At 62.5% G+C, this 18,995-nt stretch carries 20 protein-coding genes; 9 read left to right on the top strand and 11 right to left on the bottom strand.

What is annotated here, in order from left to right; translation table 11 throughout:
* Position 1 precedes the first annotated feature (1 nt).
* The 6 genes from cyoB to WIR04_RS06860 all read left to right on the top strand — a co-directional run bounded on the left by cyoB (position 2) and on the right by WIR04_RS06860 (position 5,784).
* Positions 2 to 1,978, top strand: a complete 1,977-nt coding sequence (gene cyoB / locus WIR04_RS06835; RefSeq protein WP_338891467.1) for a cytochrome o ubiquinol oxidase subunit I — start codon at positions 2 to 4, stop codon at positions 1,976 to 1,978.
* A complete protein-coding gene (locus WIR04_RS06840) occupies positions 1,899 to 2,594 on the top strand; it encodes a cytochrome o ubiquinol oxidase subunit III (RefSeq protein ID WP_080675188.1) in 696 nt (231 codons plus the stop codon). The genes cyoB and WIR04_RS06840 overlap by 80 nt, the downstream gene beginning before the upstream one ends.
* Positions 2,595 to 2,924, top strand: a complete 330-nt coding sequence (locus WIR04_RS06845) for a cytochrome o ubiquinol oxidase subunit IV (protein ID WP_025327639.1) — start codon at positions 2,595 to 2,597, stop codon at positions 2,922 to 2,924. It begins immediately after the preceding gene.
* A 10-nt stretch (positions 2,925 to 2,934) separates the two neighbouring features.
* Complete coding sequence (gene cyoE, locus WIR04_RS06850) at positions 2,935 to 3,828, top strand: heme o synthase (protein WP_106886300.1); 894 nt, start codon at positions 2,935 to 2,937, stop codon at positions 3,826 to 3,828.
* Positions 3,829 to 3,996: 168 nt separating this feature from the next.
* The gene (locus WIR04_RS06855) at positions 3,997 to 5,358 is read left to right on the top strand and encodes an MFS transporter (RefSeq protein WP_338891472.1); all 1,362 of its coding nucleotides are present in this window, start codon (positions 3,997 to 3,999) and stop codon (positions 5,356 to 5,358) included.
* A gap of 57 nt (positions 5,359 to 5,415) precedes the next feature.
* A complete protein-coding gene (locus WIR04_RS06860; RefSeq protein ID WP_168234689.1) occupies positions 5,416 to 5,784 on the top strand; it encodes a DUF1428 domain-containing protein in 369 nt (122 codons plus the stop codon).
* 173 nt (positions 5,785 to 5,957) lie between these two features.
* On the opposite strand, the gene tauD is transcribed toward WIR04_RS06860, so the two are convergent.
* The 6 genes from tauD to WIR04_RS06900 form a co-directional block, all read right to left on the bottom strand.
* Positions 5,958 to 6,809 carry a taurine dioxygenase gene (gene tauD / locus WIR04_RS06865; protein WP_338891475.1) on the bottom strand — a complete coding sequence of 284 codons (852 nt, stop codon included), beginning with the start codon at positions 6,807 to 6,809 and terminating at the stop codon, positions 5,958 to 5,960.
* A 216-nt stretch (positions 6,810 to 7,025) separates the two neighbouring features.
* On the bottom strand, positions 7,026 to 7,853 hold the full coding sequence (gene tauC / locus WIR04_RS06880; protein WP_338891477.1) for a taurine ABC transporter permease TauC: 828 nt from the start codon (positions 7,851 to 7,853) through the stop codon (positions 7,026 to 7,028).
* Positions 7,850 to 8,617 carry a taurine ABC transporter ATP-binding subunit gene (gene tauB / locus WIR04_RS06885; RefSeq protein ID WP_338891479.1) on the bottom strand — a complete coding sequence of 256 codons (768 nt, stop codon included), beginning with the start codon at positions 8,615 to 8,617 and terminating at the stop codon, positions 7,850 to 7,852. Before tauB ends, tauC begins: the two co-directional genes overlap by 4 nt.
* A 17-nt stretch (positions 8,618 to 8,634) precedes the next feature.
* On the bottom strand, positions 8,635 to 9,609 hold the full coding sequence (gene tauA / locus WIR04_RS06890) for a taurine ABC transporter substrate-binding protein (RefSeq protein ID WP_338891481.1): 975 nt from the start codon (positions 9,607 to 9,609) through the stop codon (positions 8,635 to 8,637).
* Positions 9,610 to 9,876: 267 nt separating this feature from the next.
* Complete coding sequence (locus WIR04_RS06895; RefSeq protein WP_103244540.1) at positions 9,877 to 10,980, bottom strand: ElyC/SanA/YdcF family protein; 1,104 nt, start codon at positions 10,978 to 10,980, stop codon at positions 9,877 to 9,879.
* A gap of 148 nt (positions 10,981 to 11,128) precedes the next feature.
* Positions 11,129 to 12,022: a LysR family transcriptional regulator gene (locus WIR04_RS06900; protein WP_338891483.1), complete on the bottom strand. Its 894-nt coding sequence runs from the start codon at positions 12,020 to 12,022 to the stop codon at positions 11,129 to 11,131.
* A 100-nt stretch (positions 12,023 to 12,122) separates the two neighbouring features.
* On the opposite strand from WIR04_RS06900, the gene WIR04_RS06905 reads away from it, so the two are divergent.
* Both WIR04_RS06905 and WIR04_RS06910 read left to right on the top strand, forming a co-directional pair.
* Positions 12,123 to 12,713, top strand: coding sequence for a DMT family transporter (locus tag WIR04_RS06905; protein WP_338891485.1), 591 nt, complete (start codon positions 12,123 to 12,125; stop codon positions 12,711 to 12,713).
* Positions 12,710 to 13,138: a DMT family transporter gene (locus tag WIR04_RS06910; RefSeq protein WP_338891487.1), complete on the top strand. Its 429-nt coding sequence runs from the start codon at positions 12,710 to 12,712 to the stop codon at positions 13,136 to 13,138. Before WIR04_RS06905 ends, WIR04_RS06910 begins: the two co-directional genes overlap by 4 nt.
* A 275-nt stretch (positions 13,139 to 13,413) precedes the next feature.
* Here the strand turns inward: WIR04_RS06910 and WIR04_RS06915 are convergent, their stop codons facing one another.
* The 3 genes from WIR04_RS06915 to WIR04_RS06925 form a co-directional block, all read right to left on the bottom strand.
* Positions 13,414 to 13,656, bottom strand: coding sequence for a DUF3297 family protein (locus WIR04_RS06915; RefSeq protein ID WP_338891489.1), 243 nt, complete (start codon positions 13,654 to 13,656; stop codon positions 13,414 to 13,416).
* Between the two features lie 98 nt (positions 13,657 to 13,754).
* Positions 13,755 to 15,071 (bottom strand): HipA domain-containing protein, encoded by a 1,317-nt coding sequence (locus WIR04_RS06920; RefSeq protein ID WP_338891491.1) that lies wholly within the window; start codon positions 15,069 to 15,071, stop codon positions 13,755 to 13,757.
* A complete protein-coding gene (locus WIR04_RS06925) occupies positions 15,055 to 15,348 on the bottom strand; it encodes a helix-turn-helix domain-containing protein (protein ID WP_234035411.1) in 294 nt (97 codons plus the stop codon). The genes WIR04_RS06920 and WIR04_RS06925 overlap by 17 nt, the downstream gene beginning before the upstream one ends.
* Before the next feature lie 310 nt (positions 15,349 to 15,658).
* Here WIR04_RS06925 and WIR04_RS06930 point away from each other — a divergent pair, with 310 nt between their 5' ends.
* A complete protein-coding gene (locus WIR04_RS06930; RefSeq protein ID WP_338891494.1) occupies positions 15,659 to 16,690 on the top strand; it encodes a hypothetical protein in 1,032 nt (343 codons plus the stop codon).
* 113 nt (positions 16,691 to 16,803) lie between these two features.
* Here the strand turns inward: WIR04_RS06930 and trpA are convergent, their stop codons facing one another.
* Both trpA and trpB read right to left on the bottom strand, forming a co-directional pair.
* Complete coding sequence (gene trpA / locus WIR04_RS06935; RefSeq protein ID WP_338891497.1) at positions 16,804 to 17,610, bottom strand: tryptophan synthase subunit alpha; 807 nt, start codon at positions 17,608 to 17,610, stop codon at positions 16,804 to 16,806.
* Entirely contained in the window at positions 17,607 to 18,800 is a 1,194-nt protein-coding gene (gene trpB, locus WIR04_RS06940; protein ID WP_338891499.1) for a tryptophan synthase subunit beta, read from the bottom strand. Before trpB ends, trpA begins: the two co-directional genes overlap by 4 nt.
* Positions 18,801 to 18,995: the final 195 nt, after the last annotated feature.

The raw sequence follows: 18,995 nt of genomic DNA on the forward strand, positions 1-18,995 counted from the left end.
GATGTTTGGAAAATTGACACTCGAGGCTATTCCGTACCATGAACCCATCATCATGGTCACGATAGCCGGTATCATCTTGGGTGGGCTGGCGATTGCCGGTCTCATCACTTATTACGGCAAGTGGCAATATCTGTGGAAAGAGTGGCTCACCTCGGTGGACCACAAGCGCCTCGGTATCATGTATCTCATCTTAGGCATGGTCATGCTGCTGCGCGGCTTCGCCGATGCGGTCATGATGCGTGGTCAGCAGGTCATGGCCTCCGCCGGTAGCGAAGGCTACCTGAACGCGCACCACTACGATCAGATCTTCACCGCCCACGGCGTCATCATGATCTTCTTCGTGGCCATGCCGCTGGTGATCGGTCTGATGAACATAGTGGTGCCGCTGCAGATCGGTGCCCGTGACGTCGCCTTCCCCTTCTTGAACAACCTGAGCTTCTGGTTTACCGCCGCGGCCGTGGTGCTGATCAACGTCTCCCTCGGGGTCGGTGAATTCGCCCAGACCGGCTGGCTGGCCTATCCGCCCTTGTCGGGGCTGGAGTTCAGCCCGGGGGTAGGGGTCGATTACTGGATCTGGAGTCTTCAGATTTCCGGTCTCGGGACCCTGCTGACCGGTGTCAACTTCTTTGCCACCATCATCCGGATGCGTGCCCCCGGCATGACCATGATGCGTCTGCCGGTGTTCACCTGGACCGCCCTGTGCGCCAACATCCTGATCATCGCCTCCTTCCCGATCCTGACCGTCACCATCGCCCTGCTCACCGCAGACCGCTACCTGGGTACCCATTTCTTTACCAATGACATGGGTGGCAACATGATGATGTACATCAACCTGATCTGGGCCTGGGGTCACCCCGAGGTGTATATCCTGGTGCTGCCGGTGTTCGGGATCTTCTCCGAAGTGGTGGCGACCTTCTGCAAGAAGAAGTTGTTCGGCTACACCTCCCTGGTGTGGGCGACCGTGGCCATCACAGTGCTCTCCTTCGTGGTCTGGCTGCACCACTTCTTCACCATGGGGTCCGGTGCCAACGTGAATGCCTTCTTCGGCATCACCACCATGATCATCTCCATCCCGACCGGGGTGAAGATCTTCAACTGGCTGTTCACCATGTACCGCGGTCGCATCGAGTTCACCTCGCCCATGCTGTGGACCGTCGGCTTCATCATCACCTTCACCGTGGGTGGCATGACAGGGGTACTGCTCTCGGTGCCGGCTGCCAACTTCGTGCTGCACAACAGCCTGTTCCTGATCGCCCACTTCCACAACGTCATCATCGGCGGCGTGGTGTTCGGTTGCTTCGCAGGTATCACCTACTGGTTCCCGAAGGCGTTCGGCTTCAAGCTGGATGACGTCTGGGGCAAGCGTGCCTTCTGGTTCTGGATCACCGGCTTCTTCGTGGCCTTCATGCCGCTCTACGTGCTGGGCTTCATGGGCATGACCCGTCGTGTCAGCCAGAACATCGATCCCGAGTTCCACGGCTGGCTGGTGGTTGCCGCCTGCGGCGCCGGCCTCATCGCCCTCGGCGTCTTGTGCCAGCTGATCCAGGTCGTGGTCAGTATCCGTGACCGTGAGAAGAACCGTGACTGGACTGGCGATCCCTGGGGTGGCCGTACCCTGGAGTGGGCCACCTCCTCTCCGCCCCCCTTCTACAACTTCGCCATCGAGCCCAAGGTGAAGGGTCTGGACGCCTTCTGGGAAGCGAAAGAGGACGGCAGCGCCTATCGCCAGCCGGCCAAGTACGCCCCCATCCACATGCCGAAGAACTCCGGTGCCGGTGTCATCATCGCCGCCTTCAGCGTGGTGTTTGGCTTTGCCATGATCTGGCACATCTGGTGGATGGCCATCGCCGGCTTCGTCGGCATGATCGCCACCTGGATCATCCACAGCTTCAACGACGATGTGGACTACTACGTACAGGTTGACGAGATCGAGCGCATCGAAGGTCAGCATTTCGACAATATCAACAAGGTGGCTTAACTCCATGGCGACTGACGTTCTACATCACTCTCACGGTGCCCATGAGGATGGGCACCATGATGCCGGTGCCACCAAGGTGTTCGGCTTCTGGATCTACCTGATGAGCGACTGCATCCTGTTTGCGACCCTGTTCGCAACCTATGCAGTCCTGGTCAACGGCACCGCCGGCGGCCCCACCGGCAAGGACATCTTCGAACTGCCGTTCGTGTTCGCCGAAACCATGCTGCTGCTGCTGAGCTCCATCACCTTCGGGTTCGGCATGCTGGCCATGAACAAGAACAAGGTCTCCGCGGTCAACACCTGGCTGCTGGTCACCTTCATTCTTGGCGCCGGCTTCATCGCCATGGAGATCTACGAGTTCCATCATCTGATCGTCAATGATGCGGGCCCGGATCGCAGCGGCTTCCTGTCCGCCTTCTTCACCCTGGTTGGTACCCACGGTATCCACGTGACCAGCGGCCTTATCTGGATCATCGTGATGATGGTACTGATCAGCAAGAAGGGGCTGACCGAGCGCAACCGCACGCGCTTGATGTGCCTGAGTCTGTTCTGGCACTTCCTGGACGTGGTGTGGATCTGCGTCTTCACCGTGGTTTATCTGATGGGGGTCATGTAAATGAGTCATTCTGTTGACAATCACGGCGCCAGCCACGGCAGCGTCAAGTCCTACATGACCGGCTTCGTGCTGTCACTCATCCTGACCGCGATCCCGTTCTGGATGGTGATGGACGGCTCCGCCTCCCATGCCATGGTGCTCGGCACAGTGGTGGCCATGGCGGTGGTGCAGATCTTCGTGCACCTGATCTACTTCCTGCACATGAACACCTCCTCCGAGGAGCGCTGGAACCTGGTGGCACTGGTCTTTACCGTGCTCATCATCGCCATCGTGGTCGTGGGTTCCCTGTGGATCATGTACAACCTCAACATCAACATGATGGTTCACTGAGCGGCTTGATGTGATGATGAAGCAATACCTGCAAGTGACCAAGCCGGGCATCATCTTCGGTAACCTCATCTCGGTTATCGGCGGCTTCCTGCTGGCCTCGAAGGGGAGCCTGGATGTGCCCCTGTTCATCCTGACCATGGCGGGGGTGTCACTGGTGGTCGCCTCCGGTTGTGTGTTCAACAACTACATCGACCGGGACATCGACTGCATCATGGAGCGCACCAAGAACCGCGCCCTGGTGAGGGGGCTCATCGCCCCCGGTGTGTCGCTCTGGTATGCGAGCGCGCTGGGCGTTGCGGGCATTGCACTGCTCTACTTTGCGGCCAATCCGTTGGCCGCCTTGCTGGCGGTGCTGGGCTTCCTGGTCTATGTGGGGGTCTACAGCCTCTACATGAAGCGTCACTCTGTCTATGGCACCCTGGTCGGCAGCCTCTCCGGCGCCGCGCCACCGGTTATCGGCTACTGCGCGGTGAGCGGCCAGTTCGACTCGGGGGCGCTTATCCTGCTGGCGATCTTCAGCCTGTGGCAGATGCCGCACTCCTATGCGATTGCCATCTTCCGCTTCAAGGATTACCAGGCCGCCAACATCCCTGTATTGCCGGTGGTGAAGGGGATTTCTGTGGCCAAGCACCACATCACCCTCTACATACTGGCGTTCATGGTGCCGACCCTGATGCTGTTCCTCGGCGGCTACGCCGGTTACAAGTACCTGATAGTCGCCACCGCGGTGAGCGTCTGGTGGCTGGGGATGGCGCTGTCTGGCTACAAGGCGGCGGTGGATGACTCCCTCTGGGCCCGCAAGTTGTTCATGTTCTCCATCGTCACCATTACCTGCCTCAGCGTGATGATGTCGGTGGACTTCCAGCCGGACGCAACTCCCGTGCTGGTGAGCATGCTGCCTTGAGTCACTGTGATATGACGCAGGAAAATCAATAGAATCCAGAGCCGGGAACCTTCCCGGCTCTGTTATTATGTGGCCCGCCCCACGGGGCGCATTGTCGGCTTTTTCGGGTGTGGCGTGCCTTGTCATCCGCCCCTTTGTGTCTCCTCTCTCTGACCTATCGAGGCCATCATGAATGATTTCACCATGACGAGGGGCGAGCGCCGCGCGACCTGGGCGCTCGGCTCCGTCTTCTCGTTGCGCATGCTCGGCATGTTCATGGTCCTGCCGGTGCTGACCACCTACGGCATGTCCCTGGCGGGCGCCTCGGAGGCGCTCATCGGTCTGGCCATCGGCATCTACGGCATGACCCAGGCCCTGTTCCAGATCCCCTTCGGGCTGCTCTCCGATCGCATCGGCCGCAAGCCCCTTATCGTCGGCGGCCTGCTGATGTTTGCGGCAGGCAGCGTCATCGCCGCCCTGAGCGACTCCATCTGGGGGGTCATCGTCGGGCGCGCCCTGCAGGGGAGCGGCGCCATCTCCGCCGCCGTCATGGCACTCCTGTCTGATCTCACCCGGGAGCAGAACCGCACCAAGGCCATGGCCTTCATCGGGGTGAGCTTTGGCATCACCTTCGCCATCGCCATGGTGACAGGCCCCCTGATCACCCAGGCGGTGGGGTTATCCGGCCTCTTCTGGCTCATCGCCCTGCTGGCGCTGGCGGCCATCGCCATGGTGATCTGGGTGGTGCCGACCCCGGCTGCCCACCTGCAAAATCGCGAGTCCGCCATGGTGCGCGGCGGTTTTCGCACCGTGCTCACCAATGGGCGTCTGCTCAAGCTCAACCTCGGCATCCTCTGCGTCCACACCCTGCTGATGTCGAGCTTCGTGGCGCTGCCGCCCCTGCTCGAACAAGCAGGCCTGGCCCGGGAGCACCAGTGGCAGGCCTATCTGGCCACCATGCTGATCGCCTTCGTGAGCGTGGTGCCCTTCATCATCTATGCCGAGAAACACCGCCAGATGAAGCGGGTGTTCCAGGCCTGCGTGCTGGTGATGCTGGTTGCCGAGCTGGTGCTGTGGCAGGCAGGCCTGCAGCTCTGGGGGCTGCTGCTGGGGCTGCAACTCTTCTTCGTCGGCTTCAACGTGATGGAGGCGCTGCTGCCGTCTCTTATCAGCAAGGAGTCGCCCCCGGGTTACAAGGGCACCGCCATGGGGGTCTACTCCACCAGCCAGTTCCTCGGGGTCGCCATCGGCGGCAGCCTGGGGGGGCTGCTCTACAGCCTGGGGGGCGGCCCCCTGGTGTTTGGCGGCTGCGCCGTCCTGGCACTGCTCTGGTTTGGCGTCAGCCTCACCATGGCCGAGCCTCCCTACGTCAGCAGCCTGCGCATAGTGCTGCCGGAAGGGGTGGCCGCGAGTCCGGCCCTGGAGCAGAAGATCCGCGCCTGCGACGGGGTGAGCGACGTGCTGCTGGTGCCTGAGGAGCACTCCCTCTACGTGAAGGTGGACAGTAAGCGCCTGACCCGCAGCGATCTGGAGCGGCTGGTGGCCCTCTGAGGGCAGCCAGGGGCGCGGCTGCTATGCTGAGATCCTCAATCACAGGAGGAAAGGCTCATGTCATATGTGGACGGATTCGTGATCGCCGTGCCCACGGTCAACAAGCAGGCCCTGATCGACCATGCGGGGCTGTTTGACCCCATCTTTCTCGAATATGGGGCCACCCGGGTGCTGGAGTGCTGGGGGGATGACGTGCCCCACGGCAAGCAGACCGACTTTTACCGCGCGGTGGCGGCCAAGGAGGACGAAAGCGTGGTCTTCTCCTGGGTGGAGTGGCCGAGCAAGGCGGTACGGGATGAGGCCATGACCAAAATGATGAAGGATCCCAGGATGGATCCGGCCAGCCCCATGCACCAGACCATGCCCTTCGATGGCGCCCGGATGATCTTCGGGGGCTTCACCACAGTGCTGGAGCTCAAGGGCTGATACCCGCCAGAGCCAAAAGCCCGACTGGTCTTTGAGGGCTTCACCATTGTGGCTGGAGCTCAAGGGCTGATACCCCGCCAGCGACGCCCAGGCCCGTCAGATGATGAAAAAGCCCGCCATTCGGCGGGCTTTTTGCTGGGCGTTATCTCATGGTCGCTGTCCATGGTGGCAGTTCAGCCCGGACGCCAGAAGGGCTTGTCCCCGAGGATGGTGGCCCTGTGCATCACCCGGCGCGCCGGCAGGTAGTCGGCATTGGCATAGTGCTGGGTCACCCTGTTGTCCCAGATGGCGATGTCGTTCTCCTGCCAGCGCCAGCGCACCTGAAACTCGGGGCGGCGAATGTGCTCGAACAGGAAGCCCAGCAGCGCCTCGCTCTCCTTGGAGGGCAGCCCAGGTAGCCGGGTGGTGAAGCCCTCGTTGACGAACAGCGCCTGCCTGCCGCTCACTGGATGGGTGCGGATCACCGGGTGGCGCAGGGGCGGGTGACGGGCCACGGCAGCCTGCCAGCGCTGTCGCTCGGCCTCGCTGCCGTCGTGGCGGTGAGCCGGGAATGACTTGGTGAAGTCATGCTCCGCCTCCAGCCCAGCCAGCAGCTTTTGCAGGGGAGGGGAGAGCGCCGCCAGCGCCGCTATGCCGCTGGCCCAGAGGGTGTCTCCCCCCGTGGGGGGCAGCTGCTTGGCCGCCAGTATGGCCAGCGCCGGGGGGGTCTCGATAAAGGTCACGTCGGTGTGCCAGTTGTCGTTGTCCGGCGGATTGCCGTCGTGGGTGTCGAGCACGATGATCTCCTCGGCCTCCTCGGTGTGGGGATAGACGGGATGGATGTGCAAGTCCCCGAAGCGGTTGGCCAGCGCCCGCTGCTGGCGGGGGCTGATGGGCTGGTTGCGCAGGAACAGCACCTGGTATTTGAGCAGGGCGCGGTGGATCTGCTCGAACTGCCCCTGAGTCAGGGGATCGCCGAGGTCTATCCCGGCGATCTCGGCGCCGATATGGGGGCCGAGGGGGGTGATGGTCAGCTTGTCGTTCATTGTTCTTCTCCATGCCAGGGGGTCAGCCTGCGCTGTAGGGCTCTCAAGCCCAGTTCCAATAGGAAGGCGATGTGAAGGATCACCATGGGAGCGGTCAGCTTGTGGTTCATTGTCCTTCTCCATGCCAGGGGGTCAGCCTGCGCTGTAGGGCTCTCAAGCCCAGTTCCAATACGAAGGCGATGTGAAGGATTACCATGGGAGCGGTCAGCTTGTGGTTCATTGTCCTTCTCCATGCCAGGGGGTCAGCCTGCGCTGTAGGGCTCTCAAGCCCAGTTCCAATAGGAAGGCGATCAGAGCGATCACCAGAATGCCTGCCAGCACCACGTCGGTGGCGAGAAACTCGCCGGCAGATTGCACCATGAAGCCCACCCCGCGGGTGGCGGCGATGAGTTCGGCCGCCACCAGGGTGGACCAGCCCACCCCGAGGCCGATGCGCAGCCCGGTCAGTATGTCCGGCAGGGCGCCGGGCAGTATCACGTGCCACAGCACCTGCATCCGGGATGCCCCCAGCGCCTGGGCCGCCCGCACTCGCACCGCTTTGGCGCTCTGCACCCCCGCCAGGGTCGCCATGGCCACGGGGGCGAAGATGGCCAGATAGATGAGCAGCACCTTGGAGGTCTCGCCGATGCCGAACCAGATCACCATCAGGGGCAGGTAGGCCAGCGGCGGCACCGGGCGGTAGAGCTCGATCAGCGGATCCAGCATGCCCCGCACCGTGGGGCTGAGCCCCATGGCGATGCCGGCCGCGATGCCAAAGAAGGCCGCCGCCACCAGGGCGATGAGGATGCGACCCAGGCTGGCCCCCAGGTGTTGCCACAGGGTGGCGTCCATGAAGCCCTGCGGCCCGGCTATGGTAAGGAGCTGTGCCAGCACCCGCTGTGGGGGCGGCAGGAACAGGGGATCGACCCAGCCGAGCCGGGCCACCAGCCACCAGAGGGCCAGCAGGGCGATCAGGGTGGCGAGGCTCAGGGTCAGCCGGCGCGGCAGCGGCCAGCGCAGGGTGCGCCTGCCGGCGCCCAGCTGTCGGGTGAGGGCGATGCTCATGCGAAGGCCTCCCGCTCTGCGAACACCCGGCCGAGCACGTATTCACGGCGCTCGATAAAGGCCGGATCGGATTTGATGCTGCGACAGGGTTCCCCGGCGACGAAGCGGCGGCCGAACTCCAGGGTCAACCGCTCCATCACCCGGCCGGGGGAGGGGGAGAGCAGCACCAGCTCGGTGGCCAGAAACACCGCCTCCTCGATGTCGTGGGTGATCAGCAGCACCTGGCGCCTCTCCTCGTGCCACAGGCGCAGCAGCAGGGTCTGCATCTGCTCCCGGGTAAAGGCATCCAGGGCGCCGAAGGGCTCGTCCAGAAGGAGCAGTTGTGGCCGGGTGGCCAGGGCCCGGGCGATGCCGACCCGCTGGCGCTGGCCGCCGGAGAGCTGCCAGATGGCGCGCTCCCCCGACCCTTCCAGCCCCACCTTGCGCAGCAGCGCCAGGGCCTGGTCATCGCGCTCGGCGCGGGGCACCCCGGCCAGTGCCAGGCCGAGGGCCACGTTCTCCCGCACATTGCGCCAGGGGAGCAAGCCCTCACTCTGGAACACCACGCCGCGCTCGGCGCCGGGGCCGGTGACCTGCTTGCCCGCCAGGCTTATCTGGCCGTGGTGGCAGGGCTCGAAGCCCGCCACCAGGTTGAGCAGCGTGGTCTTGCCGGAGCCCGAGGGGCCGAGCACCACCATCAACTCCCCCTCGGGGAGGGAGAGGTTGATGTTGTCGAGCACCCGCCTTCCGGCGTACTCGGCGGACAGATGAGAGAGCTGCAGCATGGTCGTCTCCTCGATGCTTACTGGGCCACGGACTTCACGAAGCGATCGGTCACGAACTGGCGGTAGTCCGAGGCGGCGTTAGGCACCTTGCCCTGGCTCTCGAGGAAGCGGGCCGTGTCGATGATGGTCTGGTTGACCAGGCTGCTGAGCTCGGCGCTCTGGGCCTTCGCATCGAGGTAGGTGTTGCCCTTGACCAGGCCGGGCACCTCGGCCGCGGGAACGCCGCTCAAGGCCGAGAGCTTGCTGAGGTTGTCAGGCTGGGTCAGCCAGTGATCCGGGTTGGCGATATAGTCCCGCTGGGCGGCCAGGGTGCTGTTGACGAAGGCCTGCACCACCTCGGGGTGGGCCTTGGCAAAGTCCTTGCGCACCACCCACACATCCAGGGTCGGTGCCCCCCATTCGCCCACCCGGGCCGAGTCGGTCAGCACCTTGCCCTCCTTGGTCAGCTGGTTGAGGGCCGGGGCCCAGACGTAGGCGCCGTCGATGTCGCCCCGCTGCCAGGCGGCGATGATGGCCGGGGGTTGCAGGTTCACTATCTGCAGCTCGGCGGGGTCGACGCCCCAGTGCTTGAGGGCCGCCAGCAGGCTGTAGTGGGTGGTGGAGGTGTAGGGCACGGCGATGCGTTTGCCCACCAGATCTTCGGGTTTTGCGAGCCCCTTCTTCACCACCAGCGCCTCGGACTCCCCGAGCTTGGAGGCGAGCAGGAACACCTCTATGGGCAGGTTCTGGCTGGCCGCCACCGCCAGGGGGCTGGAGCCGATGTTGCCTATCTGCACATCGCCGGAGGCGAGGGCCCGCACCACGCTGGCGCCACTGTCAAACTTGCGCCAATCCACGGTGGCGCCACTCTCCCTGGCGAAGGTGCCGTCGGCCTGGGCTACCTTGGCGGGCTCTGCCGAGGTCTGGTAGGCGACGGTAACCTCGAGCGCCTGGGCCGATTGCAGGGTCAGCGCCAGTGCCGCAAACCAGAGGGAAATTCCTTTTCCTTTCATGATGTCGTTCCTTGAATGACGGGGTGGAAACCGCATCTTTCCCCGAATGGCGCGGGGAATGAAGGAACGAGAAGGCAGCTGTCATGAGTTATGGTTCTTAGAAAAAGAACGGTAAATCAATGAGGTAATTCACATATGCCGGCTTGTGCCTAGCTTGTGCGAAAAAGAGGGGATGCACTGCCAGAAGGGGGGACAGCCAGAGAGGGAGGAGAGGGGGGCATGAAGGAAGGGCGGCCCAGAGGAGGGCCGCCAGGGCATGGGGCTGGTCTAGCGCTCCAGCAGCGGGGCCGAGCGGTAACTCCAGAGGCCATAGGTGCGCAGGGCGTCGCGGTAGATGCCGAGCAGCTCCTCCGGGCTCGCCTTGGCCAGGGCCGAGAGGGGCTTGTCCGGGTAGGCGACGCTGTCGATGCGGATATTGGCCGGGCCGCTCTGCCAGCAGGCGATTTCCAGCAGGGTCTGGCCCCGACGCACGTGGCTCGCCGAGCTCACCAGGGTGGCGTACTCAATCTCGTGGCGGGCGAGGGCATAGCCGCTGTAGAGGGCGTTCTCCACCGTGCTGGTGGCGTAGTTCTCCTCGATGATGCGGGAGCGGTCTATGCCCTTCTTCGCCAGCCAGTCCGCCATCAGCTTGCCCTCGGTCTGGCGGTTCTGGGGCACGCCGCCGGTGAGGATGATGAGGGCCGCCGGGTTGGCCTGGGCCAGGGCGCGGGTGGTCTCGAGGCGCCCCAGCAGGATCTCGTGCATGGAGCCATCTGGGTTGAGGGCATAGCCCAGGGTGACGATGGCCTGTCGCCCCTTCTTCTCGCCCCGCCCCTGGCGCTCCTTGAGGGGGGTGGCAACCACCCGGTCGACGGTATCGAACAGCCGCTGCAGATCGGCGGCCCGACCGGCATTGAGCTCGCCGACCCGCTTGACGTAGCCATCGGATTTGGCCTGGTTGCCCTTGAAGCGCTGCCAGGTAGCCAGATAGGTGTTGAGATCCAGATCGTCAGGCGCCGTGCTGAGGGCCTGCTCGAACAGGGCGATGGCTCTGTCCACGTTGCCGTTGTAGATCTGGGCGTTGGCCGCTGAAATGAGCAGATCGGTGCGGTAGGGTTCGAGCTGGTGGGCCTGCAGCAGGAGCTCGGTGACCTGCTCCATGTTGCTCGGCATCTTGGCGGTGAAACCCGCATCTGAGACCCGGGCGGGGGAGTGGAAGATGCGGGCGGCATCCGCCAGCAGCTGATCCACCACCTGGCGTTTGCTGATGTACTGGTCGTAATTTTGCTCCTTTTGCAGGGAGCGCACCGGGGCGGCCCAGGCATCGGAGGCGGTGACCACCGGCAGCGCCAGCAGGCTGGCCAGGGTCAGGGCAATCGCAGTTTTCTTCATCATGGCGTTCCACCTAGGGGGAGGGGCGCTATGCCATGGCATGCTCCCCTGGAGCCTTTTTCAATTAAAACAGGCGCTTGGTAATTGCCTACTCTACTCCTTTCCCGATGAAAAAAACGTGAACCGCTTCGGTTATCCCGGTCACCCCCTAGCGCAGGCCCAGACGCTCGTGGAGAAACCCCAGCCAGGCCTCCACCTTGGCAGGCAGGTGACGGCGCTTCGGATAGAGGCACCAGATGCCGTGCTCGGGCAGGGCGTGGTCTGGCAGCAGGGGCACCAGCCGACCGGTGGCGAGATCCCGCTCCACGATAAAGTCCGGCATATTGCCTATGCCGAGCCCCGCCAGCAGCGCCGTGTGGATGGCGTCGCTGTTGTTGACCTCGAAGTTGCCGCGCGGGGTGATGGCCACCTCCCCCTCGGGGCCTTGCAGCCGCCACTGGGTGCCGCCGCGAAACAGGGAGTAGAAGAGGCAGTTGTGGCGCTCGAGATCCGCCGGGGTGCGGGGCGTGCCGGCCCGCGCCAGGTAGGCGGGGGCGGCGCACAATGTGCTGTGACAGGGGGCGAGGCGGCGGGCGACCAGGCTCGAATCTTCCAGCTCGCCGATGCGCACCGCCACGTCGAACCCCTCGGCCACCAGATCCTGTAGGGCGTCGCTCATCTCCAGCTGCAACTGCACCTCGGGATAGAGGGCGAGAAATTCGGGGATAAGGGGGGCTATGTGGCGCCGACCATAGACCATGGGCACCGTCACCCGCAGCAGGCCGCGCGGCGCCGATAGCAGGGCGCCGATGGCATCTTCCCCTTCGCTTGCCAGGCGCACCGCATGGCGCACCGTCTCGAAGTAGCGCTCCCCCGCCTCGGTCAGGGCGAGGGAGCGGGTGGTGCGGTAGATAAGCTGGCAACCGAGGGTTTGCTCGAGCTGGCTCACCTTCTTGCTTAGCACCGACTTGCTGAGGCCGAGCTGGCGGGCTGCGCCGGAGAAAGTGCCCGCCTCCACCACGGCGACGAAGGCGGGGAGCAGGGCGAAGGCATCCTGGTTCATGTTGTTCTCAATGTGGAAACAATGTTGTTCCACGAGGGTAGATTATCCCCATATCGAAAACAATTTATCCTGCTCCTCAGTTCAACCAAGGAGTGACCCCATGATCCCCCCGCTTATCGACCGCCGCCCCGGACGCCTCGCCCTCGGCCAGACACTTGGCCAGACCATCGGCACCCTGGCCGCCTTCGCCGCCGGCCTGTTGCTGGCGTTGATGATCGCCCAGAACGGCGCCCTGGCCCGCGCCACCGACCCCTGGCTCGGGAGCTGGCTGGCCCACGGGGTCGGCACCCTGGTTGCCGCGCTCCTGTGGTATCTCGCCCCCCGATCTCCGACGCCGGAGGCCGCCCCGCCCTGGGCCTGGCTCGGCGGCCTGCCGGGGGCGCTCACCGTGGTGCTGGCGGCCCTCTGCCTAAACTCGCCCCTCGGCATGGCGGGCACCCTGGCCCTGCTGCTGCTCGGCCAGCTGCTGTTTGGTGCCCTGTGCGATGGCTTCGGCTGGCTCGGGCTGGCCCGCCGCGGCCCCTCGGGGAAGGACGCGCTCGCCGCCCTGCTGGTGCTGGCCGGCGCCCTGCTCATCGTACTTTGCGAGGAGACACACCATGACCATATTGATCCTGCTGGGACTGCTCGCCGCCTTGCTGGTGATGGCCGGCGCCCTGCTTATCGTGCTGCATTAGGAGATACACCATGACCATATTGATCCTGTTGGGACTACTGAACGGCGTGGCGGTGAGCCTGTCGCGCACCCTCAATGGCCGCCTCGCCAGCGCCCGGGGCGCCATGACGGCCTCCCTCGCCAACCACCTGCTTGGCTTTGGGCTGCTCGGTGCCCTGCTCATCCTCAAGGGGGCGCCCTGGGAGCGGCTCGCCGGGCTCGATCCCTGGCTGCTGCTCGGCGGCGTGCTGGGGGCGCTGTTCGTGGCCATCAGCAGCTGGGCCATAGGCCGGGTCGGCGCCCTGGCCTGCGCCCTGCTGATCGTCGCGGGCCAGCTGGCGGGGGGCGCGCTGCTCGATGCCCTGGCCGGACGGCTGGCCGCGAGCGATCTGCTCGGCATCCTGCTGGTGCTGGCGGGCGCCGCACTGCAACGCTGGCAGGGCGGCAAGCCGCGCTCCTGAGGATGAGCGGCGATGGCGTGGCGACACCCGCAGTGTTAGGTGACAAGAGTGCCGCCCTTGCCTGGACGGAAAATGCCGCACGCCAGCCAGATCAAGGCCTAGGTGGAAGGGAAAAGGCGAAAGAAAGTGAGGAGGAAGGTAAAGGAAGGCAAAGGAGAACAAAGAAAGAGAGCCCTCCTATAAGCCAGGCCCAAAACGCAGAACACCGGCGCTAGGCCGGTGCTCTGAAATAACAGGGTCTCGCCCCTGCTCGGGGCGTCGCGGCCATACGCCGCTTAGGCGTAGAAGGCCTCGACGGTGCCCTTGACGGTGATCAGCATGGGGTTGCCGTAGCGATCCTTGGCCTTGGGGGAAGGGATCTTCACCCAGCCTTCGCTGATGCAGTACTCCTCGACATTGGTGCGCTCCTTGCCGTTGAGGCGAATGCCGATCTCGTGCTCGAAGCACTTCGCCACGTGGTGCGGGCTACGCGGGTTGGCCGCCAGACGGTCGGGCAGTGCAGGTTTGTTGTCGCTCATTTTATAGACCTGAGTGTGATAAAAAGTGGGTCATTGTAGGCAATGCCCGCCACGGGCTCAAGGCTGGGCTGCGTCCCATGGGGGTGGACAAGGCCCGGCTACAGTTGCAGCTCGGGCAACAGCGTCGCCTGCTCCTGAAAATGGTGGCAACGGCGCTCAACGTCGTCTCGGTAGCGTGCCAGATAAGCCAGCTCGGCGGGATTGTCTGTCTCAACCATGGCGATAGCGGCATCCAGATGGTGAAGGATGTCGTTGGCCACCTTGTGCAAGATCTGTTGCAACAGGCGTTTGGGCAGCTCACACGCCTCGGCCATCTCCAGCAACTGCCATGCGTTGACCGCCTCGGGAGCAAACTCGTCGCCGATGGCCATGGCCAAATGCTGGTTGAACTCGGGGTAAAGCCCCACATTGACCAGATCGTACCAGGGGGTGGGCATCAGCCCGGCTTTTGATACGAAGAAGCTGTAGTTCTTGCCGTGGGCATCGTGATTGTTGACGCAGAGGTTGAAGAGCAGCCATTGCAGCATGTCCAGTCTGGCCTGCGCCGGATTGACACAGAGGACGCTGAGACTGAACAGCAGTGGCAGGCTCACCCCTTCCCGAATATGGGCCACGTCCCGCCCGTCACCGAAGTTGCGTTCATATTTTCGGGCGACGGGAAACCCCAGCCCCTGACAGGCATCGATCATATGGCGACGGCGCACCCTCAAGCCATCCTCATCGAGGCGCCGATCGAACCGTTCCACCAGCAAACCTCGGTGGGACTTATCGCCTTGGCCGACCCTGTGCAGTTCGACCTGTGCCACCGGCATGCCCAGCAGTGCGGCCAGTCGCATGGTCACAAACTCATTGATCACCAGATGAGGGTGATGCTCGAACTTGAGGAGGTGGGTGGAACAGAGCTCGCCCTCGCCAAATCCCAGCGTCCCCTCGAGTCGCAGCAGGTTGAGCTTGGCCTGCACGCCCGCAACCGACAGGCGGGGGCGACCATCCCAGACTTCCAGCGGCCAGATCTCGGGCTGATCGAGGCGCAGCAACAGCTCTTCCGGGGTGATGGGGCGAAAATGGGTGGGGACGTCGGGCTCTGCCGGCAGGGTAAAGGTGACAGCCCCGGAGACATCGCGACCTATGCCGTGGATCAGAGCAAAGAGATTGCTGCGCGAAACGGAGAGCGCCTCAATCAGGTGCTCCAGCCCGCGATTTTCTGGCAGCAAGTTGCCCAGATATGCCCGGACTTGGGCGCTGCTGGCCGAGCCATCCAACGCCAGCGGCGGGGAGAGCGGGAATCCGCGCGCCTGCCACTCAGGTGTATAGCCGAGCTGAAACGCATCCCGGCTGGAGTCATATTCGAGATGGCCGATCAGCTGATTACCCAGCCGAAGTTCCAGCCGATGGTGCTCAGAACCACTCATCATCACCGACCTCTGGTTGGCTATTGCCGCTCGCTACCTGTGAGCCCATTTCCTGCACCAGTTGCAAGCGCAGCCCCAGCGCCTTCATCACCTGCAACAGGGTCGAGAGGTAGACATCCCCCCCTTTTTCAATCTTGATCAGGGTCTTCTTGGAGATGCCGCACAGTGAGGCCGTCACCTCCTGGGTCATCCTAGCTGCCTTGCGTCTCTCGCGGATCGCCAGCCCCAGCGAGGCGGGATCCAGTTCTTTCGGGCCGGTTTGCAACGATGCGTCTGCCATCATGATCACGAAAAAAAGTGTAGGTTGTTACACCTTAACCCATGGTAAGAGAAAACAGCAATCAAAAGTGTACGATAGTGCACTTTTTATGGTCCTGGTGCTGGTTGTGAGATTAAAGTGTAGAGGAGTTCACTTTTCAGGGCGGAAAAGTTGGTGAGGGATGGTCTGGGGGATGGCCGAGGGGCTGGGAGGATGCCGCTTGCAGAGCAGCATTGCACTTCACTTCACCGAGCGATGGCCTAAATTTCCTTTCGCTGAACCAGAGTGATAATTTTGGTTTCAGTGAAAAAACGGCTTATGGGGATGCGCAATGTTTTTCCAAACATATTACCGATTAGATCCGTGGAGATTTGAGCCGCCGCTAAAGGATTTTGGGGCAATCCAATTCGATGATCCTAAGCAGATGTTTTCGCTGTTCATGCGTTACATACATGTGTTCAGCGAGGATGAAGAACCGCAAGTGCTTGTACAAACAATTCATCGCAAGGATGACATTCCGGATTCGGTACGCGTCGTGTTTACCGGAGAGGCAGAAATCGATTGGAGTCTTGGAGGAGAGAATCAGAACGGGTTTACAAACTTGCCTGACGACTATCGCGATTTCATAGTTGCGTTGCACGGGAGTATGGACCGCATGGCGTCTGAAATATTCAATGTGGTTCGTTGGCGCATGGGAATCGTCGGTGGACCATTGGGACTTCAGAGCGAATGGTCATCTATGAGATGGCACGATGACAGCAAGGGCGAGAAGATTATCGACGAGCATGGGTTCTTGAACCGTCAAATGATCGCCGGAGTATTCACTCTCCATATGCCAGAAGTGCAGGACGCCGATTTCGATGAGGAGTGTCGAGCGAATGTCGAAACCCTAATTCAGTTTCAATCCAAGCAACCGTTGTATCACGATCTTTTTCGTGAAGCATGGCAGAATCAACGGGACAATCCTCGAAGTGCACTTGTAATGGGGATTGCCGCAGCAGAGACCGGATTCAAGACAACTATGACGGACTTGAATCCGTCAGTGACTTGGATTGTCGAGAACTTACAGTCTCCGCCACTAGATCTGATGTTGCGCAACTACATGGCGCAACTGCCCGCAAGGAATCAGATTAACGGTGAAGTTCGTCGACCACCTAAAAAGGTAATTTCCGTGATCAAGAAGGGTATCGAATTGCGGAACAAGCTAGTGCACGGGCGTGAAGAAACAGTAACAACCGAAGATGTACGCGAAATGCTCGAAGCCGTTCGCGACTTGCTGTACATGCTGGATTATTACCGAGGACATGGTTGGGCCATGGAGAGACTGAGTCCTGAAGTAGCTGCAAATCTCCAGGAGCAGTAGCGCTCGTTGGCGACAGAACAAGGAAATAGAAAAGGGAGCCTGTCAGGCTCCCTTTTACGTGGTTATGCGAACTGGCATATCAGGGACACAAACAGCTGACCCGATATTCAACCTTATCGATTGGTCGCGGCCTTCATCCCTTCCACAAATTCCTTCAGACGAGTGAGCATATGCTCCGGGTTCTTGTGGTGGGTCTCGATGATCTTCACCACGGCGGAGCCGGAGATGGCACCGGCGGCGCCGGCCTTGATGGCTTCACGTACCTGGGCCGGTTCGCTGATGCCAAAGCCGAGCAGGGCGGGGGGGGCATTGAACTTGCGCAGGGTATTGATGAGGCCATCCACAGGCATGCCGGCCTTGGTCTCGGCGCCAGTCACGCCGGCGCGGCTCACCAGGTAGGTGTAACCGCTGCCGAGTTCGGCCACGGCTTTCAGGGTCTCGGTGTCACCGTTGGGCGGGGCGATAAAGATGCTGTCGATGCCGAACCTGTCGGCCGCCGCCTTGTAGGGGGCGCACATCTGCACCGGCACGTCGGCCACCAGCACCGAGTCCACGCCCGCCTGCTGGCACTTCTCATAGAAGCCGTCGATATGGCGCACATAGACGAGATTCGCGTAGACCAGCAGGCCGATGGGCAGCTGCGGGTACTTGGCGCGGATGCGGCCAAGCAGGCCGAAGCAGTCGTCCGGGGTGGTGTGGCTGGCAAAGGCGCGCAGGGCCGCCCCCTGAATGGTGGGGCCGTCTGCCACCGGATCGGAGAAGGGAATGCCCAATTCGAGGGCGTCGGCGCCCCCCTCGACCAGGGCATCGACGATGGCCAGGGAGAGTTCGGGGGTGGGGTCACCCAGCATCACGAAGGGCACAAAGGCGCCCTGATTGGCCTTGTCCAGACGGGAGAAGAGTTGTGCGTAGCGATTCATGACAAGGTTCCTTCTTTTTCAAAGATGTCGGCAACGGTGAAGATGTCTTTGTCGCCACGGCCGGAGAGGTTGACGATGAGCACCTGCTCTTTTTCAGGTTCGCTGCGGGCCATCTTGAGGGCATGGGCCAGGGCGTGGGAGGACTCCAGCGCCGGTATGATGCCTTCGGATTTGGCCAGCTCCTGGAAGGCGTCCAGCGCCTCCTTGTCGGTCACCGAGGGGTACTCGGCGCGGCCGATGGCGGCCAGGTGGGCGTGCTGGGGGCCGACGGAGGGGAAGTCGAGCCCCGCCGAGACGGAGTAGGACTCCTGGATCTGGCCCTGGTTGTCCTGCATCAGGTAGGAGTGCATGCCAAAGAAGACCCCCTTGCTGCCGTGACCGAGCGGTGCACCGTGCTCGCCGCTCTCTATGCCGTGACCACCGGGCTCGACCCCGATAAGGCGCACTTCCTTGTTGTCAATGAAGTCAGCAAACATGCCGATGGCGTTGGATCCGCCGCCGACGCAGGCGATCACGGCGTCGGGCAAGCGCTCTTCTTTTTCGAAGCACTGTGCCTTGGCCTCCTCGCCGATCATCTTCTGGAACTCCCGCACGATAGTGGGGAAGGGGTGGGGGCCGGCGGCGGTGCCGAGCAGGTAGTGGGCGCTGTCGTAATTGGCAGCCCAGTCGCGCAGCGCCTCGTTGCAGGCATCTTTCAGGGTGGATGAGCCGGAGTGCACCGGTATCACTGTGGCCCCCATCAACTTCATGCGAAACACGTTCGGCTTCTGGCGCTCGCAATCCTTGGCACCCATGTAGACCCGGCACTTGAGGCCGAGCAGGGCGCAGGCCAGGGCGGTGGCCACACCGTGCTGACCGGCGCCGGTCTCGGCGATGATCTCGCTCTTGCCCATGCGCTTGGCGAGCAGGGCCTGACCCAGCACCTGGTTGGTCTTGTGAGCGCCGCCGTGCAGCAGATCTTCACGCTTGAGGTAAAGGCGGGTCTTGGTCCCCTTGGTCAGATTGCGGGTCAGGGTCAAGGGGGTCGGGCGACCGGCATACTCGGTGAGCAGCTCCTGAAATTCGGCAACGAAGGCCGGGTCATCCTTGGCATCGACGAAGGCCTTCTCCAGCTGGAGCAGGGCGGGGATCAGGATCTGGGGCACATACATGCCACCAAATTCACCAAAAAACGGATTGAGCAGGGTCATGGTTATCTTCCTTTACATTCTGCAATTGAGATCAGGTATGAGCCTTGGCGGGCTGAGGCGTATGGCTGGGGCACATACATGTCATCGACGAAATTCACCGAAAAACGGGTTGAGCAGAGTCATAGATTATTCCTTGTGCTTATAGGCAAATGCAGTTCATTAATTTGGTGCATGTTCAGAGGGCGCGCAGGGCAC

Origin of the sequence: Aeromonas rivipollensis (assembly GCF_037811135.1) — a bacterium.
GTDB classification, from domain to species: domain Bacteria; phylum Pseudomonadota; class Gammaproteobacteria; order Enterobacterales; family Aeromonadaceae; genus Aeromonas; species Aeromonas rivipollensis.

Coding starts and splice junctions, on each gene's coding strand:
- cyoB (WP_338891467.1), top strand. CDS start 2: ATGTTTGGAAAATTGACACTCGAGGCTATTCCGTACCATGAACCCATC.
- WIR04_RS06840 (WP_080675188.1), top strand. CDS start 1,899: ATGTGGACTACTACGTACAGGTTGACGAGATCGAGCGCATCGAAGGTC.
- WIR04_RS06845 (WP_025327639.1), top strand. CDS start 2,595: ATGAGTCATTCTGTTGACAATCACGGCGCCAGCCACGGCAGCGTCAAG.
- WIR04_RS06855 (WP_338891472.1), top strand. CDS start 3,997: ATGAATGATTTCACCATGACGAGGGGCGAGCGCCGCGCGACCTGGGCG.
- WIR04_RS06860 (WP_168234689.1), top strand. CDS start 5,416: ATGTCATATGTGGACGGATTCGTGATCGCCGTGCCCACGGTCAACAAG.
- tauD (WP_338891475.1), bottom strand. CDS start 6,809: ATGAACGACAAGCTGACCATCACCCCCCTCGGCCCCCATATCGGCGCC.
- tauC (WP_338891477.1), bottom strand. CDS start 7,853: ATGAGCATCGCCCTCACCCGACAGCTGGGCGCCGGCAGGCGCACCCTG.
- tauB (WP_338891479.1), bottom strand. CDS start 8,617: ATGCTGCAGCTCTCTCATCTGTCCGCCGAGTACGCCGGAAGGCGGGTG.
- tauA (WP_338891481.1), bottom strand. CDS start 9,609: ATGAAAGGAAAAGGAATTTCCCTCTGGTTTGCGGCACTGGCGCTGACC.
- WIR04_RS06895 (WP_103244540.1), bottom strand. CDS start 10,980: ATGAAGAAAACTGCGATTGCCCTGACCCTGGCCAGCCTGCTGGCGCTG.
- WIR04_RS06900 (WP_338891483.1), bottom strand. CDS start 12,022: ATGAACCAGGATGCCTTCGCCCTGCTCCCCGCCTTCGTCGCCGTGGTG.
- WIR04_RS06905 (WP_338891485.1), top strand. CDS start 12,123: ATGATCCCCCCGCTTATCGACCGCCGCCCCGGACGCCTCGCCCTCGGC.
- WIR04_RS06910 (WP_338891487.1), top strand. CDS start 12,710: ATGACCATATTGATCCTGTTGGGACTACTGAACGGCGTGGCGGTGAGC.
- WIR04_RS06915 (WP_338891489.1), bottom strand. CDS start 13,656: ATGAGCGACAACAAACCTGCACTGCCCGACCGTCTGGCGGCCAACCCG.
- WIR04_RS06920 (WP_338891491.1), bottom strand. CDS start 15,071: ATGATGAGTGGTTCTGAGCACCATCGGCTGGAACTTCGGCTGGGTAAT.
- WIR04_RS06925 (WP_234035411.1), bottom strand. CDS start 15,348: ATGGCAGACGCATCGTTGCAAACCGGCCCGAAAGAACTGGATCCCGCC.
- WIR04_RS06930 (WP_338891494.1), top strand. CDS start 15,659: ATGTTTTTCCAAACATATTACCGATTAGATCCGTGGAGATTTGAGCCG.
- trpA (WP_338891497.1), bottom strand. CDS start 17,610: ATGAATCGCTACGCACAACTCTTCTCCCGTCTGGACAAGGCCAATCAG.
- trpB (WP_338891499.1), bottom strand. CDS start 18,800: ATGACCCTGCTCAATCCGTTTTTTGGTGAATTTGGTGGCATGTATGTG.